The organism is Chondromyces crocatus, assembly GCF_001189295.1.
GTDB lineage: Bacteria > Myxococcota_A > Polyangia > Polyangiales > Polyangiaceae > Chondromyces > Chondromyces crocatus.
In genome coordinates, this window is record NZ_CP012159.1 from 11,265,316 (window position 1) to 11,281,975 (window position 16,660).

11 protein-coding genes are annotated in these 16,660 nt (G+C 71.3%); 7 read left to right on the plus strand and 4 right to left on the minus strand.

What is annotated here, in order from left to right:
• Positions 1-104 precede the first annotated feature (104 nt).
• Positions 105-1,790 (minus strand): hypothetical protein, encoded by a 1,686-nt coding sequence (locus tag CMC5_RS41075; RefSeq protein WP_050435530.1) that lies wholly within the window; start codon positions 1,788-1,790, stop codon positions 105-107.
• A gap of 52 nt (positions 1,791-1,842) precedes the next feature.
• Between CMC5_RS41075 and CMC5_RS41080 the strand changes: the two genes are divergently transcribed.
• The 3 genes from CMC5_RS41080 (at position 1,843) to CMC5_RS41090 (ending at position 5,870) form a co-directional block, all read left to right on the plus strand.
• Positions 1,843-3,738 carry a carboxypeptidase regulatory-like domain-containing protein gene (locus tag CMC5_RS41080; protein WP_050435531.1) on the plus strand — a complete coding sequence of 632 codons (1,896 nt, stop codon included), beginning with the start codon at positions 1,843-1,845 and terminating at the stop codon, positions 3,736-3,738.
• Between the two features lie 65 nt (positions 3,739-3,803).
• Positions 3,804-4,646, plus strand: coding sequence for a hypothetical protein (locus CMC5_RS41085; protein ID WP_050435532.1), 843 nt, complete (start codon positions 3,804-3,806; stop codon positions 4,644-4,646).
• Between the two features lie 15 nt (positions 4,647-4,661).
• Positions 4,662-5,870 (plus strand): methyltransferase, encoded by a 1,209-nt coding sequence (locus CMC5_RS41090; RefSeq protein WP_050435533.1) that lies wholly within the window; start codon positions 4,662-4,664, stop codon positions 5,868-5,870.
• Here CMC5_RS41090 and CMC5_RS41095 read toward each other — a convergent pair whose 3' ends face one another.
• Both CMC5_RS41095 and CMC5_RS41100 read right to left on the minus strand, forming a co-directional pair.
• On the minus strand, positions 5,871-7,652 hold the full coding sequence (locus CMC5_RS41095) for a hypothetical protein (protein WP_050435534.1): 1,782 nt from the start codon (positions 7,650-7,652) through the stop codon (positions 5,871-5,873).
• Positions 7,653-8,342: 690 nt separating this feature from the next.
• Positions 8,343-9,071 (minus strand): phosphocholine cytidylyltransferase family protein, encoded by a 729-nt coding sequence (locus CMC5_RS41100; RefSeq protein WP_063796756.1) that lies wholly within the window; start codon positions 9,069-9,071, stop codon positions 8,343-8,345.
• 80 nt (positions 9,072-9,151) lie between these two features.
• Here CMC5_RS41100 and CMC5_RS41105 point away from each other — a divergent pair, with 80 nt between their 5' ends.
• The 3 genes from CMC5_RS41105 (at position 9,152) to CMC5_RS41115 (ending at position 13,520) form a co-directional block, all read left to right on the plus strand.
• Positions 9,152-10,336, plus strand: a complete 1,185-nt coding sequence (locus CMC5_RS41105; RefSeq protein WP_050435536.1) for an acyl-CoA dehydrogenase family protein — start codon at positions 9,152-9,154, stop codon at positions 10,334-10,336.
• 47 nt (positions 10,337-10,383) lie between these two features.
• Positions 10,384-11,538 carry an acyl-CoA dehydrogenase family protein gene (locus tag CMC5_RS41110; protein ID WP_050435537.1) on the plus strand — a complete coding sequence of 385 codons (1,155 nt, stop codon included), beginning with the start codon at positions 10,384-10,386 and terminating at the stop codon, positions 11,536-11,538.
• Between the two features lie 371 nt (positions 11,539-11,909).
• Complete coding sequence (locus CMC5_RS41115; protein WP_425394824.1) at positions 11,910-13,520, plus strand: sigma 54-interacting transcriptional regulator; 1,611 nt, start codon at positions 11,910-11,912, stop codon at positions 13,518-13,520.
• A 4-nt stretch (positions 13,521-13,524) separates the two neighbouring features.
• On the opposite strand, the gene CMC5_RS48860 is transcribed toward CMC5_RS41115, so the two are convergent.
• Positions 13,525-13,650 (minus strand): hypothetical protein, encoded by a 126-nt coding sequence (locus tag CMC5_RS48860; protein ID WP_281180800.1) that lies wholly within the window; start codon positions 13,648-13,650, stop codon positions 13,525-13,527.
• A gap of 134 nt (positions 13,651-13,784) precedes the next feature.
• On the opposite strand from CMC5_RS48860, the gene CMC5_RS41120 reads away from it, so the two are divergent.
• On the plus strand, positions 13,785-16,652 hold the full coding sequence (locus tag CMC5_RS41120) for an AAA family ATPase (RefSeq protein WP_050435539.1): 2,868 nt from the start codon (positions 13,785-13,787) through the stop codon (positions 16,650-16,652).
• Positions 16,653-16,660: the final 8 nt, after the last annotated feature.

Consider the following 16,660-nt stretch of genomic DNA (forward strand, 5'->3'; position numbering starts at 1 on the left):
AAGCGGCGAGACATGCCAGATTTCCCGAGTGGATCGCGGGGTGGTGGGGCCCCGACGCGCTTGGCTCGGCGGGGCGGCGGGGGCGCGTGCCCCTGCCGTGTGAATCAGCGCGCCAGCTTGGCCATGAAGAGCGTCGCGCTCTGCTCGGACGACGACAGCGAACCCGTGCCCAGATCGAACCCGGAGCCCAGGGTGATGCCGACGATGGCCAGGTTGCCCCTCGGGTCCAGGGACATGTCGAACAACCCATCGGACTGGGGCGTCCCCACGGCACGGCTCGCGAGGTGGTTCCCCTCCGCATCGAACTTGACGATGAAGAAATCGACGTCGCTGTTTCCGACGCCGCCCGTGACCTCGAACGTCTGTTCCCCGAAGACGAGCCGCTGGTTGAAGTAGCCACCCACGTAGGACTCACCTTGCTCGTTGACCCGGACGACCGCGAGGTTGGCGTTCGAGCGCTCCTCGCCGAACGCCGTGCTGAACCGGTGCGCCCCTTCCTTCGTGTACGACGCCAGGACGAACTGGTTGCCATCCGTCACGCCGATGGGCCCGCCTCCGAAATCGGTGACCCCCTGGACTCGACTGATCATCGTCATCTCGTCCTCGGGACCGATGGAGACGTCGAAGCCTCGATCGCTGTCCACCCCGCCGAACCGCTTCGCGTCGAGGGTGCTCCCGTCCGCCCCGATCCGCGCCGTGACGATGTCGGTGCTGCCGGCGGCGTTGAGCAGCCCGGCGCCCACGTTGACCGACTCGGAGAAGTCACCGACGATCGCGGCGCCCCCGCTGCTGTCCACCGCCAACCCCGACATGAAGTGGTAGCTGTTCGTGGTGGAAAAGTAGTTCCTCAGGTAGGTCACGGACAGCGCGCCCGGGCTGAGCTTCGCGAAGAAGGTGTCCGTGTTCCCCGTCGAGGTCCGCGTGATGTTGCCCATGCTGAGCTGCCCCCCGAAGGTGCCCAGGAGCAGCACGTTCTCGTTGGCATCCAGGCCGATCTTGGAGATCTGCTCGCTGCCGGTCCCGCCAAAGAACCTGCACCACTCGGCGCTCCCGTCGTCACCCGAGAGACTGGCCACGAACATGTCGTTGCTCCCCTGGATGCTGTCGCTCTGGAAGCTCTCGAGCTCGAAGTGACCGTAGTAGGGGCCGGCCACGAGGATCGAACCGCCGGGCGCGATGGTGACGTCGGCGACGGTGTACGAGTTGAAAGTCCCGAGGGAGCGAGCCCAGATCGTCGTGCCGTCGGGATCGAACTTCGCAATGAACCAGCTCGAGGGGTTCGCCACCGGGGGCGGCTCGACGACGTGGCCGTCCCCCAGATCGAACGTCCCGCTGAACCGACCCACCACCAGGATGTTGCCGTCCGCGTCCGTGGCCACCTGCGGCACCGAGAGCACCGGCATCTCGAACGAGCGCGCCCAGAGGGTGGTCAGCGGGCAAGCCGCCGCCGTCCCATCGCAGTCCTCGTCCGCCGGCGTGGCGCAGTCGTCGGTGGGCAAGGGCAACGTCTCGCCCTCGCAAGGCCCGTAGTCGAGGCCGTCGTCGTTGCACACCCGCGTCCCCGCGGCGCAGATGCCCACCCCCTCCGTGCCGTCCGGCCCGGAGTAACACGCCGCCACGGTGCCCGGCTCGCAGGCCGTCGACGAAGAGCTGGAGCTGATGCCCCCCGCCTGGCCGCCGAAATCGCGGTCCACCTGCGCGCAGGACGCGAACGAAACGGCGAGGGGGAACAGCAGCGCGCCGGCGGCGAGGACGCGGGTGAAGGGGTGCAGGAAGAAAGCTTGTTTCATGGTCGGCCCACCGAAGGATCGCACACTTTGACGCCTCGCGTACCCTGCTCGCATGTCTTCGCCCAGCCGAGCCAAGCGTCCCGTCGTCCTCGTGCTCCTCGTCGGTCTCGTGGCGTTGTTGCTCGTGCAGTTCCAGAGGTCGGCTTCGACCCCTGAAGGCACCCCTCCCCAGGCGTCCTCCCACCCCTCCTCTCGCCCCCGCGCCCCGCGCCTCGTCGCGCCCGAGCGTCGCGGCCCACTGCGCCTGCCTCCTGGCGAGATCACCACCGACGCGGCGAAGACCGCTGGCAGCTTCTCGGGACGCGTCGTTTCTTCGCAAGGCGTGATCCCCATCGCGGGGGCGACCCTCACCTTCGAGCACCAAGGTGACGCGCTCACCCTCCGATCCGGTGCCGACGGGACCTTCTCCCTCGAACCCCCGGAACCCGGCGTCTACGCCCTGGCGCTGGTCAGCGCCGAAGGATTCCACCCCTTCGCCCCTGCATGGGGCGAGAGCCCCATCACGCTGGTGGCACGCCCTGGCGAGGCCGTTCGCGGGCTGACGATCACCCTCGACCCCGCCATCACGTACGCCGGCGTGGTGCTCACCCCTGCTGGAGAGCCCGCAAAAGGCGCCGACGTGCGCATCCTCGACGCGCCAGGCGAGGCACGCGAACAGCGGTTCGTGACCGACGACCAGGGCGCCTTCTCGTTCACCGCCCCCGAGGACGCGCTGCTGGAAGCGAGCCATCCGGATCACGCCCCGGGCCGCGCCCGTCTGGAGCTGCGCGCCCAGACGAGCCGCCGCCTGGTGCTGCGCCTGCGCCCCAGGACGGAGGCACAGGCTCCCGAGACGATCGGTGGGCGCGTCGTCGACGCCGCCGGCACCCCGGTGGTCGGCGCCACGGTGAGCGCCAGGTGGCACCAGGCCACCGTGACCCCGGACGGCGCGCTCCATCCCGGAGACACCGCCATCACCGACGAGCAAGGCACCTTCCTCCTCGACGGCCTGGACCCTGGCCAGTACCAGCTCACCGCCCGCGAAGGCGATCGCATGGCGCAGCCGACGCAGGTCGCGTCAGGGACCCGGGACGCGACGCTCCGCCTCGGAGGGACCGGGCGTATCCGCGGGGTGGTGCGCGCCCGGGACACCGGGAAACCCGTGACCGCGTTCTCGGTGGTCGCAGCACGCCACCTCGGACCCCTCGCGCGCTCGACGGCCGCAGCCGACTCGTTCTTCGATGCCTCGGGCGCGTACGAGATCCTCGACCTGCTGCCCGGAACCTACGCCGTGACCGCGACCGCAGCCGGACACGCTGCATCGGCGACGGCGACCGTCGACGTCACCGCGGGCAACGAGGTCTCGGTCGATCTCACCCTCGGCCGCGGCGGGAGCCTGCACGGCGTCGTCGTCGAGGAGGGAAACGACAAGCCCATCGAAGGGGTACGGGTGAGCGCCGAGGAAAACCTGGGACCCGGTGCCGGTCCCGTTCCGATCATCTCGGACGCGATCACCGACGCCTCGGGACGGTTCTCGCTGCAAGGCCTCTCGGAGGGCCCCAGGTCCATCGTGGTCGTGGCGAGCAAGCATCACGGCCGCATCGTCTCGGGCCTCCAGATCGCCGAAGGGCGAAACCTCGGCCCCATCACCATCGCCCTCACCGCGCTCCAAGAAGGGGAGGAGCCGCGCGTGGAGCTGACCGGCATCGGCGCCGTGCTGGCGGTGAAGGACGACGCGCTCGTCATCGTCGGCGAGGCGCTGCCCGGGGGTGGGGCCGCGGCGGCAGGCCTCGGCCCGGGAGACGCCATCGTCACCATCGACGGGGTCGGGGTCGTCGACCTGGGCTTCACCGGCTCCATCGAGCGCATCCGCGGGCCCGAGGGAAGCGTGACCGTGCTGACGGTACGCCGCGGCGGCGCAGGGACCCCCGTGGAGATGGCCGTGCGGCGCCTGCGCATCCGAAGCTGAAGGTGGGTGCTCCCGCCCGCCGGGGTGCAGACGAACGACGGCCAGCGCGGGTAATCTCCCGCGCGATGCGTACGGCCCTTCTTTTCTTTGCATGCTTGCTCGGCCTGACGGGTTGCGCCCCCGCGCTCTCCACCTTCCAGCCGGCGCACGTGGCCAGAAAGGGACACGTGCAGATCCAGGCCGGCACGGACGTCTCCCTCCCCACGGGCGGGGTGGCGAGCCTGGTGAATGCCGCAGAGACCCTCGCGACCATCGCCGAACGCCGTGAACTCGGGGACGCGGAGAAGCAGACACTGTTCGACGCCGGCGCGACGCTCGCGGTGAACGCGCCCTCCCCGGTCCCGCACATCGGCATCGCCTACACGGTGCTCGACGGGTTCGAGATCTCGGCGCGGTACTCGGGCGCGCTGCGGCTCGGCCTGCGCTACCAGTTCCTCGAGAAGGCCAGGCACGGCCTCGACATGAGCGTCGGCCTGGGCGGCGCGCGCTACACCCTCGCGTTCCCCGTCGGCAACGTGCTCGACATCCTGGAGCTGGAGGACTTCCAGCGCTGGCAGTTCGACATCCCCCTGCTGCTCGGCACCTCCGGGAGCTGGTACCGCCTCTGGGGCGGCCCCAAGGCGATGTTCACCACCTTCGGCACGAAGCTCGTGCTCACCGTCCCCGAGACCTCGGGCTCGTCCACCGCGCAGCGCTCCGAGCTGGCCTCGTTCGACGGGACCGCCTTCTACGTGGGAGGCCAGGCGGGCGCCGCGATCGGGTACAAGTACGTCTTCGTGGGCTTCGAACTCTCGATGGCCTACCTCGCGGCCTCCACGCAGATGCAGCTCCTCGGTCAGCGGGCCTATGGCGTGAATCTCGACAGCCTCGTCGTCGCGCCGGGCATCGCCCTGATGACCGAGTTCTGAGCACGCCGGCCCTTCATGTCGCCAACGTCGCTCGCACGCGCCCTCGGGGTGCTGATTCCCACCCTCGACATCGTCGTGGGCCGCGTCGAGAGCGACGTGCCCCCCGCCTGGTGCGAAGCGCGCGGGTTCACCGAGTTCCTCCTGTCCCTCGGCGACGCCGACCTCGCCCGGTGCGAGGTCGAAGGACTCGCGGCCTGCATCCCCACGCTCCCGGATGCGCCACCTCGGCTCGTCGACCTCGCCCGCGAGACCGCCGCCGCGATCCAGGTCCCGCCCCTCGACGTCACCACGTCGCACGCGCCCCTCCAGCACCAGCGCTCGGTGCAGGAGCGCAAGCTCCGCCAGGTCGAGGCGCTGCTCGGCGCGGTGGCCCCCCTCGCCGCACGCGCCCAGCGCATCGTCGACGTGGGCGCAGGCCGGGGCCACTTCACCCGCCTCGCATCCGAACGCTTCGACGTCGACGCCGTCGGCCTGGAGCGCGACGCCGAGCGCGTGACCACCGCCGCCTGGCTCGGGCGCGGCACCCGCGCGACCTTCGTCGCCTTCGACGCCTTCCAGGAGACGCTCGCCTTCGCGCGCGACGACCTCGCCGTCGGCCTGCACGCTTGCGGCGAACTCGGCGATCGCTTGGTCTCGGCAGCGGGCGCCGCCCCCTGCGACATGGTCCTCGTCTCCTGCTGCCTCCAGAAGATCGGCCATCCGGCGCGCGCGCCCCTCTCGCAGCAGGCCCGCGAAGCCGGCCTCTGGCTCCCGCGCGAAGCGCTGGGCCTGGCCAACCTCACCCCGAGGGCCATGGGCGTGGAGGCGAGCCTCGACGCCATGCTCGCCATGCGCGAGCGCCGCCACGCGCTGCTCCGCCTGCTCCGCGCCCGCGGCCTCTCGGTGCAGGTGGGCGAGGAGATGCGCGGCATCAACCGCCGCCGCGCGCGCGACGAGCTTTCCGACCTCGCCACGCGCGCCCTCGCCCTGCGCGGTCTCCCGCCGCCCACCGCCGCCGAGGTCGAGGAACACGAGGCCGCCGCACGCATCGAACACGCCCGCATGCGCCGGCTGTCGCTACCCCGCACGATGCTGTCCCGGCTCGTCGAGGTCACCGTCGTCCTCGACCGGGCCGCCGCGCTCACGGAAGGCGGCCACGACGTCCAGGTGGCGACGGCGTTCGACGACGACGTCACCCCGCGGAACCTGGTCCTCCTCGCCCGCGCCCCACGCCCCGCGCCCTGATCACATCCCGATCGCCTGCGCGTAGTCGATGGCCGGCAACGTCACCGACGCCCCGACCGCTGGCGGAACGAAGCCCACGAACTGCGTCCCCTCCCAGATCAACCAGACCAGCGAGGGATCCTCGAGCGACCGGTCGAAGGTGAAGTCGACGCGGCGCGGGCGAACCTGATCCTCCATGAGGGACGTCACCTCGGCCACCATGCCGGGCACCTGCACCCGCTCGCCCACGTGAAACGGCCGCTTCGGACTCCGGAAGAGGAGGCTCGTCCAGTCGTGGAGCAGCCCCTCGGAGAGGGTGAGGGTGAGCGTGCGCTCGTCGGGTCGCGCCACCTCCAGGCGCCCCGCGACGGCCACGGCGAGCAGCCTGGAGGCGCCGGGCATCCGGAGCTGCTCCTTCTGCGCCCCGCGCGCTGCCATCGCATAGTGGCCCACCAGCGTGTCGGGCGCGTTCACCACGACCACCGTCCTGTCGGGCCGGAAGACGTCTTCGGGCAAGCTCGCCGCAGCGCGCTCGATCTCGCCGCGCATGACCTTCGCCGTCGCCACGATGCGCAGCGGCAAGAACGGCACGGCGATCACCAGGTGCAGCAGCACGAAGACCGCGACCGCGCCGCGCACGATCCCCCGCCCCGCACGGCCCAGGTGCGCGCGCGAGGCCGTCAGGAACGAGGCGATGAGACCGAACGCGCCCAGCCCAGGAAACAGAAGGAGCCGGTCGGCAGGCCACGTCGCGCACGCCGGCACGAGCGAGAGGAGCATGCCCACCGCCCAGAACGCCGCCATCCTGTCGTGTCGCAGCCCGAGCACCAGCGCCAGGCCCACCACCGCCACGATGGGCAGCGTGACGAGCGGCATCCAGGCTTGCGCGCTCGGCAGCGTCCCTCCCCAGACCTCCGCGGGCGGCACGGCGAGCTGCGCCGCGAGCAACGCAGGTCCGCGCGTCGCCAGCGCATGAAGAAACGCGAGGGGCTCGCCCGTCGGATCGACGTAGAACCCGGCCCCCGCGACCCCGTACCCCAGGGCGCGGTACGTGACGGCCCACGCGAGGGCGACGACCCCACAAGGCGCGAGCCCCACGAGACGAGCGCGGAGCGGCGCGCGATCGACGAAGGCGGCATGGGCGACGAGGTAGGCCAGCGTGGAGGTCCCCCCTTCGCCCGCCAGCAAGGACACGGCGAAGCCGGCTGGCGCGAGCCACACCCCCGGCTTCCAGTCGTCGCGTCGAGCACGATCGTGCAGCGCGAGCGCGAGGAAGCCGAAGAGCGCCGAGAGCAGGGCATGCCGGTTGGCGATCCAGGCGACGACCATCGCGTGCGCGTCGTCCACCGCGAACAGGAGCGTCGCGAGCCCCGCAGCAGCCACCGCGCCGAAGAAGCGGCGGTAGACGAGCCCCGCGACGAGCGCGACGAGCCCGTACAAGAGGACGCTCTCGGCGTGCATCCAGACATAGGCCCCGGGAGCGCTCCGGTAGTCGAGCGCGTGCCACAGCGCAGCGAGGGGCCGCAAGAACGCCAGCCGGAAGGTGGGACTCGTCCACCACGGCCACATCCCTCGGTCCATGCGGTCGCGAAGGGCGGCGGCGTCGGCGTCCTGGAACCGGAAGAGATCCCAGTCGGGCCGCGTGGCCTCTTCCCCGGCGGGTGGATGAAAGAAGTGATGGTTGGCGTGGTCGTCCATCATCGGCCCCGCCGTCAGCGCCGGGAGCGTGAGAACGAGAGCGACGAGGGCAGCGAGGAGGGGGAAACGAGGCGACGAGAGGAGGCGGCCGGCGCGATCGAGCACGGGGCGTTCCTTAGGGGAGGGAGGACGAGGTGACCATGGAAGGGACGCCATCCTCCCTCGGGGGGTCCAGGAGAGAACACGCTTTCCTCCTCACGATGGTCAGGACGCCGGTCCTGGGGCGTTCATCGCTCACGGCGGGTGGGTCCAGGTCACCGGCGGCACGCGTCCGAACCTCCCGGAGGTTCCCCGGCACGCGTCCGAACCTCCCGGAGGTTCCCCGGCACGCGTCTGAACCTCCCAGAGGTTCCCCGACACGCGTCTGAACCTCCCAGAGGTTCCCCGACACGCGTCTGAACCTCCCAGAGGTTCCCCGGCACGCGTCTGAACCTCCCAGAGGTTCCCCGACACGCGTCTGAACCTCCCAGAGGTTCCCCGACACGCGTCTGAACCTCCCAGAGGTTCCCCGACAACGCGTTCGGTGGGTCCAGAGGTTCCCCGACAACGCGTTCGGTGGGTCCAGGTCACCATCCTCACATTTTCTTTCCACCTTCGACGGATTCTCTCTCCTCGGGTCGCCCCCCGCTTCCTGTCCACCCGACGCCGCCGGTCGAGCGACATGCCCCAGCGGCGCCCCGGGACGGACGAAGCGCGGCTCACCTGCGGCCCAACGAGACGCCCCGACGTGCGACCCCGAACGACGCGCCAGCGAGGGCGAGGGCGTGACCCCCAGATCCCCTCGTCCTTCCCCGGCTATCCTTCGAGCAGCACACGCTCCACCGCGCGCAGATCGTCTGGCGTATCGATCTCCGTGCAGAAAGCGTCACCCACGTCCACGGGCCAGAAGGCCTGCCCCCGGTCGATGAGCGCTTGAAAGGACGACTCGTACCACTCGTGCACGAGCCCTTGCCCGATCACGCGCTCGTGCAGCACCCGGAACAGCGCCGCCGAGGTGGGCGCCGACAGGCGCGCGATGCCGATCGCTTCCCCGGCGGCCTCGCGCGGATCGAGCGGCTTGCCCAGCGCCTGCACGCGACCGCACGGCGCCAGCACCACCTTCATCTCCTCCGCCCCCAGATCCGCCGCCCGCCGCAGCGCCAGCACATCGTCGTGAGGGCTCTCGAGGACCCGGGTCATCACCGCCGCGTCGAACACCAGGTCGCCGTCCAGCAGCACGAACGCTCGCCCCTCCACCTCGGCGCGGGCGCGCAGCAACGACGCGGCGTTGTTCGTGCGCTCGTACGCCTCGTTCACCACGCAGGTCACACCGAGCTGCGGGAACCAGGCGTCCATCGCCTCGCGGATCCTGTCGTGCAGGAAGCCGGTGATGAGCACCACGTCGACCACCCCGGCGTCGATCAACCGCGCGACGCTCCGCCGCAGGATGGGAACGCCAGCGACCGGAAGCAGGCACTTGGGGAGCGCATCCGTCAGCGGACGAAGTCGCGTCGAGGTGCCCGCGGCGAGGATCACGGCTTTCACGCGGGCGTTATAGAACATGCCGGGCGCCGGTCGACGAGCGGCTTGCCGCCGCGGCGCTGGTGCTCTAACCCGCAGCGTCCATGGACCTTTCGTTCAGCCCCGAGCACCTCGCGTTTCGCGAGGAGGTCCGCACCTTCATCGCCTCGGCGATGCCGCCGCACCTCAAGGAGAAGGCGGCCGCGGACAGCCACTTCGAGCACGACGAGGTGATGGAGTGGCACAAGATCCTGCACCAGAAGGGGTGGGTCGCGCCCCACTGGCCCACCGAGGTCGGCGGCGCCCCCCTCGACGTGACCAGCCGCTTCATCCTGACCGAGGAGCTGGAGCTGGCCGGCGCGCCCGGGCTCTCGCCCTTCGGCCTGGTGATGGTCGGGCCGCTGCTCATCCAGTTCGGCACGCCGGAGCAGAAGAAGCGGTTCCTGCCGAAGATCCTCTCCGGTGAAGAGGTGTGGTGCCAGGGCTACTCCGAGCCGAACGCCGGCAGCGATCTCGCGTCGCTGAAGACGCGCGCGGAGGACGACGGCAAGGGCAACTTCATCGTCACCGGCCAGAAGACGTGGACGACGTACGCGCAGTACGCGGACTGGATCTTCTGCCTGGTGCGCACCGACGGGAGCGCCAAGAAGCAGGCGGGGATCAGCTTCCTGCTCATCGACCTCAAGACCCCGGGCGTGACGGTGAAGCCGTTCTTGACCTCGGGCGGGACGCCGGCGTTCAGCGAGACCTTCTTCGAGGGCGCCGTGGTGCCGAAGGAGAACCTGGTCGGCCCCCTGAACGGCGGCTGGACGCTGGCCAAGGCGCTGCTCGGGCACGAGCGTACGCTGATCGCGGCCGTGGGCGCCTCGACGCGCGCCATCCGCAAGGTGAAGCGCATCGCGGCGCGCACCCAGAAGGATGGCCAGCCGCTGCTCGACGACCCGCTGTTCCGCGCGAAGATCGCGCGCCTCGAGATCAAGCTGCGCGGCCTCCAGATGGCGAACTACCGCGCCATCGCCGGGGCGCAGCTCGGCCGCGCGCCGGGGCCGGAGGCGTCGATCCTCAAGATCCGCGGCTCCGAGATCCAGCAGCAGGCCTATGAGCTCGCGATGGAGGCGATGGGCCTCGCGTCGCTGACCTGGTTCAACGAGCCGGGCGTGGTGCATCCGGAGGAGCAGTGGGTCCCGTCGCTCTTCAACTACCTGCGAGCGACGACGATCTACGGCGGCACCAACGAGATCCAGAAGAACATCATCGCCAAGCTCATCCTCGGTCTGCCCGAGCGATGAACGACGGTTCGACCAGCATCGGTTCGACCAGTAGAGGAGCGTAGGGCATGGACTTCGACCTCAGCGACGAGCAGCGGCAGCTCGTCGAGACCGTCCAGTCGTTCGTGAAGAAGCAGTCGCCTCTGTCGCGGCTGCGCGCCATGCGGGAGGATCCGATCGGCTGGTCCCGGGACACCTGGCGGCAGATGGGAGAGCTCGGGTGGCTGTCGATCTCGCTGCCCGAGGCCGTGGGTGGTCTCGGCGGGAGCTTCGTCGACGCGGCGTTGATCCTGGAGCAGCTCGGGGCGACGCTGGTTCCCGAGCCGATGATCCCGACGCTCGCGGCAGCGGCCGCCGTGGTGCGGGGCGGCTCGGAAGAGCAAGCGGCGCGGGTGCTCGGTCCGGCGCTCGCAGGGGAGGCGTCACTCGCGCTGGCGATCGCCGAAGCGCAGAGCCGGTTCGACGTGACGGACGTGGGGACGCGCGCCGTCCGTTCGGGAAGCAGTTACAAGCTCACCGGCGAGAAGGTGTGGGTGCTGAACGGTCACGCGGCCGATCATCTCGTGGTGTCCGCCCGGACCGCCGGGGACCCGCGCGACGCGGCCGGGGTCTCGCTGTTCGTGGTGCCGCGGGATGCGGCAGGGCTCGCTGTGCGCTCGGTGAAGACCATGGACGGGCACCACGCGGCCTTCCTGCGGTTCGACGGCGTCGAGGTCGGCGAGGAGGACCGGCTGGGGCCGGAAGGTGGCGCGCGCGACGCGCTGTCCTACGCGGTCGATCTGGGCGCGGCGGCCGCCTGCGCCGAGGGGCTCGGCGTGATCACCACGGCGCTGCACATGACCGCGGACTACCTGAAGACGCGCGAGCAGTTCGGGGTGAAGATCGGGTCGTTCCAGGCGCTGCAGCACCGGGCGGTGGACATGTTCGTCGAGGCGGAGCTGTGCCGCTCGATGATGATCCTGGCCGCGCTCAAGGTGGACGACGCGGACGAGACGGAGCGGAAGAGCGCCATCTCGGCGGCGAAGGTGCAGCTCGCGTGGGGCGGCAAGCAGGTCACGCAGCAGGCCATCCAGCTCCACGGCGGGATCGGGGTGACCGACGAGCACGACATCGCGCTCTACTTCAAGCGGATGCACGTGCTGAACACGGTGTTCGGTGACGAGGACACGCACCTCGCCCGCTTCGCACAGCTTCCCTCCTTCACGGCTGGCGTCCTCTCGTAGCGTCTGCCCCGCGCGGGGATCGTCGCCGACACGCAGCGCGCACTCTCCGCGCGAACGTCGTCGCGTCCTCTCCGCGCGAACCTCGTCGCGTCCTCTCCGCGCGAACGTCGTCGCGTCCTCTCCGCGCGAACGTCGTCGCGCAACGAACGCACGCCACCTCTCGGCACGTGATCACGGCGCAGTGCGGCACCCGCGGCCTGGGCGCATGTCTCGCCTTTTGTGCGACTTCATCTGACCGAGGTGACGAGACGAGTTGCGATGGGGAACGCATCGAAGCGACCCCAGCCAGGCTGCATGCCCTCCCGTGGGCGATGGATCGCTAGCCGAGGCCGGGGGGTGTCGGCTACCTTGGAGCGTTGGTGAAGCATGAAGTGAAGAGGCCTCTGCGGGCGGGAGAGGATGATGCCACCCTGTGTCGCGGGGCCGCGATGGAACCGGCCGCCTCGTCGCGCGTGGAGCTGCGCGTGGTGGGCGCTGGCATGGTCGAGACGCACTACCTCGCCCCGGGTCGCGACCTGGTGATCGGGCGCGCGCGCACCGCCGATGTGCCGGTCGACGATCGCCTGGCGTCACGGCAACACGCCGTCCTGCGCACCGGGCCGCCCGTGACCATCGAGGACCTCGGGAGCGCCAACGGGACCCGGGTGGGCGATCGCTTGCTGCGGGCTGGTGAGCCGGTGAGCCTCACGCCCGGCGAGGTGGTGCAGATCGGGGGGCTGCTGCTGATCCTCCAGGGGGGCCTCCCGGAGCGGCCGTCGTCTCCAGGGAGAGCGGATGCCTCGGTCGGTCGTGCCGCCTCGTCGCGCCCTCCGCCTCCGCGCGATCCGCTGCCGACGCTGCTCGACGACGAGGCCCCGGCGACCCGGGTGGGCGCGCTGGTGGAGCCTCCCAGCCGCGCAGGCGGCGCAGGCGGCGCAGGCGGCGCAGGCTGCGCAGGCGGCACGGGCCCGGTGGTCCGCGCGCCCGCGATGATGGCGCTCTACGCGCTCGTGGATCGGGTGGCCGCGAGCCCGCTCAGCGTGCTGCTCCTCGGAGAGACGGGCGTCGGCAAGGAGGTCACCGCCGAGGCCATCCACAACCGCTCGCAGCGGGCGCAGCGGCCGTTCTTGCGGCTGAACTGCGCGGCGCTGTCGGAGAGCCTGCTGGAGAGCGAGCTGTTCGGGCACGAGAAGGGCGCATTCACCGGGGCGGCGCAGACCAAGCCGGGGCTCCTGGAGACGGCGGAAGGGGGCACGGTGTTCCTCGACGAGGTCGGGGAGCTGCCACTGTCGACGCAGGTGAAGCTGCTGCGCGTCCTGGAGGAGCGCCAGGTGCTGCGCGTCGGTGGGCTGAAGCCGCGGCCCATCGAGGTGCGCTTCGTCGCCGCGACCAACCGCGATCTCACGCTGGAGGTGGAGCGCGGGACGTTCCGGCGCGACCTGTACTTCCGGCTCAACGGGATCTCGCTGATGATCCCGCCGCTGCGGGAGCGGGTCGGAGAGATCCCGGAGCTTTCGCGGCTGTTCCTCTCGATGACGGCAGACCGGCTGGGTCGACCGGCGCCGCGCTTGCGCCACGACGCGCTCGCGCTGCTGGAGCGCCACACCTGGCCGGGCAACGTGCGGGAGCTGCGGAACGTGGTCGAGCGCGCGGCGGTGCTCTGCGCTGGCTCGGAGATCACGCCCGAGCACTTGCTGCTCGACGTCGCCTCGGCCTCGCCGCCACCTCCCAGTGTCTCGCCGGGTCGGCCAGCCGCCACCGCCGCGCCTGCTGCCGGCGTCCCGGGGCGGCCCTCGTCGTCCCCCAGCACGGCTGACGATGCTCCGCCAGCAACGCTGCGCGGCTCGCTGGAGCCGCTGGAGCGCCAACGAATCCTCGACGTGCTGGAGCGGTGTGGCGGCAACCAGACCCAGGCCGCGAGGCAGCTGGGCATCTCGCGGGGCACGCTGCTTTCGCGGCTCGACGCCTACGGCGTGCCCCGGCCTCGCAAGCCCTCGTCGTGAGCGTTCACCTCGCGCGAGCAGGGGTCGCGCAGGGGGCCACGCGCTCGATGCGCTCGATGCGCTCGATGCGCTCGATGCGCTCGATGCGCTCGATGCGCTCGATGCCGTGAGCCGAGGTTCGGTCGGCCACGCGCTGCGCGCTGCGGTTTCGCGGCCCCGAGGAAAGATCCTGTCGCCTCACGAGGCAGAGGGCATTTCCGTCGCCCCAGAACTTGGCCGGCCTTCGGGGTTCGTGCGAGGCGAGATGGGAGAGGACCTGTCAGGATGAACAGCCCCCGCTCCCACTCCGAGCTCGTCACGCTCCGGAAACTCGCTCAGGACCTCGCGACCCGCAGGAAAGAGCGACTTTCGAGCGTCCACTTGCTCGCCGCCATCGCCGCCCGCGGGGGGCCTGGAGGCGAGCTCTTGCATGACCGGCGTCTCGACGAGGAGGCGATCCTCAAGGCATGCCGCTCCGTGGACGACGAGGGCGCAGACCCCATCGGTCGGGCCATGAGTTCCGCACGCGACGTGGCCAAGCGGGCCGCGGCGAAGGAGCCGACGGCGCTGCACCTGCTGCTCGCGCTGCTGTCGGACCGAGGCGCAGGCGCGCACCGGGCCCTCTTGCAGTCGGGCATCGATCTGGCGCGTCTGCGGACGGCCGCGCTCCAGATCGCGCACGGGGTGGTGGCGCCTCGGCGAACGTCGACCCGCGCGCTCCCGGAGGGGGACACCGAGGCGTTGCGTCCCTCGTGGCGCACGGAGAGCCCATCGCTGGGAGGACCTGGCGCGACGGGGATGTCGGGGAATCCGAGCGTGACCGGGCTGTCCAGCGGGCCAGGCATGGCCAGCGGGCCAGGGGTCGCCGGGGTGTCCGGCGTGACGGGGGTGACGCGGGATGGGCTGGGGCGCGGGCACGCCTCGGTGCGTCGAGGGACGGGCCCGGGCGCGCGGCCTCCGAACACCGTGGGTCCTGCGAACCGGCCTCCGAACACCGTGGGCCCTGCAAACCGGCCGGGTGGTGGCCTGAGCACGCGGCCTCCGGGCGCTGTGGGTCCCGCGGATCGGCCCGTCGCCGTGCCCCTCTTCCCACCGCCAGGCTGGCGGAGCGACGCGGGAGGGCAAGGGCGCGGCTCGACGCCCCCTGCGCCTCCAGCCACGACCATCGCGTCTCCGTTCGGTGTGCCGGCGGCTCCCGCGATTCCCGCGGCGCCAGCAGCGTTCGCGGGTGACGAGGTCCGTCCTGCGGTGGCAGCTCCGGGTCAGGGCGCCACGCAGCCTGCGACGGGGCGCCCGGCGCTCTTGCCGCCTGCGATGGCGGCGCGGTTCGCGCTGGATCGCGCGAGCTTTCCCGTCCTGTCCGCGCTCGGCCGCAACCTGACGCTCGCCGCAGCGATGGGCGAGCTGGATCCGGTGGTGGGGCGCGAGCACGAGATCGAGCAGGTGCTCGACGTCATCGCCAAGCGGCACGCGAACAACCCGTGCCTGGTGGGGCCGGCGGGCGTGGGCAAGACGTCGGTGGCGCGCGGGGTGGCGCAGCGTCTCCTGGAGGTGGCCGAGCCCGGCGCGCCTCCGCAGGTGCTGGTGGAGATCGTCACGTCGGAGCTGCTGGCCGGCACGGGCGCGCGGGGAGCGCTGGCCGAGCGGATGGCGTCGCTGCGGTCGGAGCTGCGCGAGACGCCAGGGAGCGTGATCCTGTTCATCGACGAGATCCACGAGCTGATCGGCGGCGGTGGCATCGACGAGGCGATGGCGGAGCTGAAGCTCGCACTGTCGCGCGGGGAGATCTGCCTGCTCGGGGCGACGTCGCCCGAGGAGTACCGCAAGACCATCGAGACGGACCCGGCGCTCGCTCGGCGCTTCAGCGTGGTCGAGGTCGAGGAGCCCTCGGAAGAAGACGCCTTCCTGTTGCTGCGCAACGTGGCCGATGGGCTCGGGACGCACCACAAGCTCGACTTCACCGACGAGGCGATCGCCACCGCCGTGTCGTGGTCGGTGCGTTACCTGCCTGGCCGCGCGTTGCCGGACAAGGCGCTGTCGATCCTGGACCTCGCGGGCGCGCGCACGCGGCGTCGGGCGACGCCGGTGCCGGGCAAGAGTGTCGAGGTGGGGCCGCCGGAGGTCGCCGAGGTGGTGGCGGCGATCGCGGACATGCCCGTGGAGCGGCTGCTGGAGACCGATCGCGAGCGCATGCTGGGGCTGGAGCAGCTCCTCGCCGATCGGGTGGTGGGACACGACGAGGCGCTCGGTCGCATCGCGCGGGTGCTGCGCCGCAACGCCGCAGGGATCCGGGGGCGCCGGCCGATCGGCTCGTTCCTGCTGCTCGGGCCGACGGGCGTGGGCAAGACGGAGACGGCGAAGGCGATCGCCGAGGCGCTGTTCCACTCGCCGGACGCGATGACGCGGCTCGATCTGTCGGAGTACGCCGAGGCGCACGCGGTGGCGCGGCTCGTGGGCGCGCCGCCGGGCTACATCGGGCACGAGGCGGGCGGTCAGCTCACCGAGGCGGTGCGGCGGCGGCCGTACCAGGTGGTCCTGCTCGACGAGATCGAGAAGGCGCACCGGGACGTGCTGGAGGCCTTCCTGCAGGTGCTCGACGAGGGTCGGATGACCGACGGTCGCGGGCGCCGGGTGGACTTCACGAACACGGTCATCGTGCTGACCTCGAACCTGGGCGCGGCCGAGGCCAGCGCGCTCCGGTCGGAGCGGACGGTGGGCTTCGGGCGCAAGGAGGGAGGGCCTCCGCCCGAGCGCCTCGGCGAGGCCATGCTCGGCGCCGCCAAGGCGGCATTGCCCCCCGAGCTGTACAACCGGATCGACGAGGTGCTCTGCTTCGGTTCGCTGTCGCGGGACGAGGTCGCGGAGATCGCGAAGCGCCTGCTGGCAGGGCTGGAGGAGCAGCTCGAAGAGCGCGGGGTGCGCCTCGCGGTCGAGCCGGCGGCCATCGAGGCGTTGCTCGAAGCCGGTGGCTTCGACGCGGCGTACGGCGCGCGTCCGATGCGTCGCACGATCGCTCGCCTCATCGAGGCGCCCCTCGCCGATCTCATCCTGCGCGGAGAGCTGGAGGAGGAGTCGACGGCGCTGGTGGATGTGGACGAAGAGGGTCAGGTGGTGGTGGACGCGCTGTCACGCGCCACGGCCGAAGCAGGCTGATCGCGAGG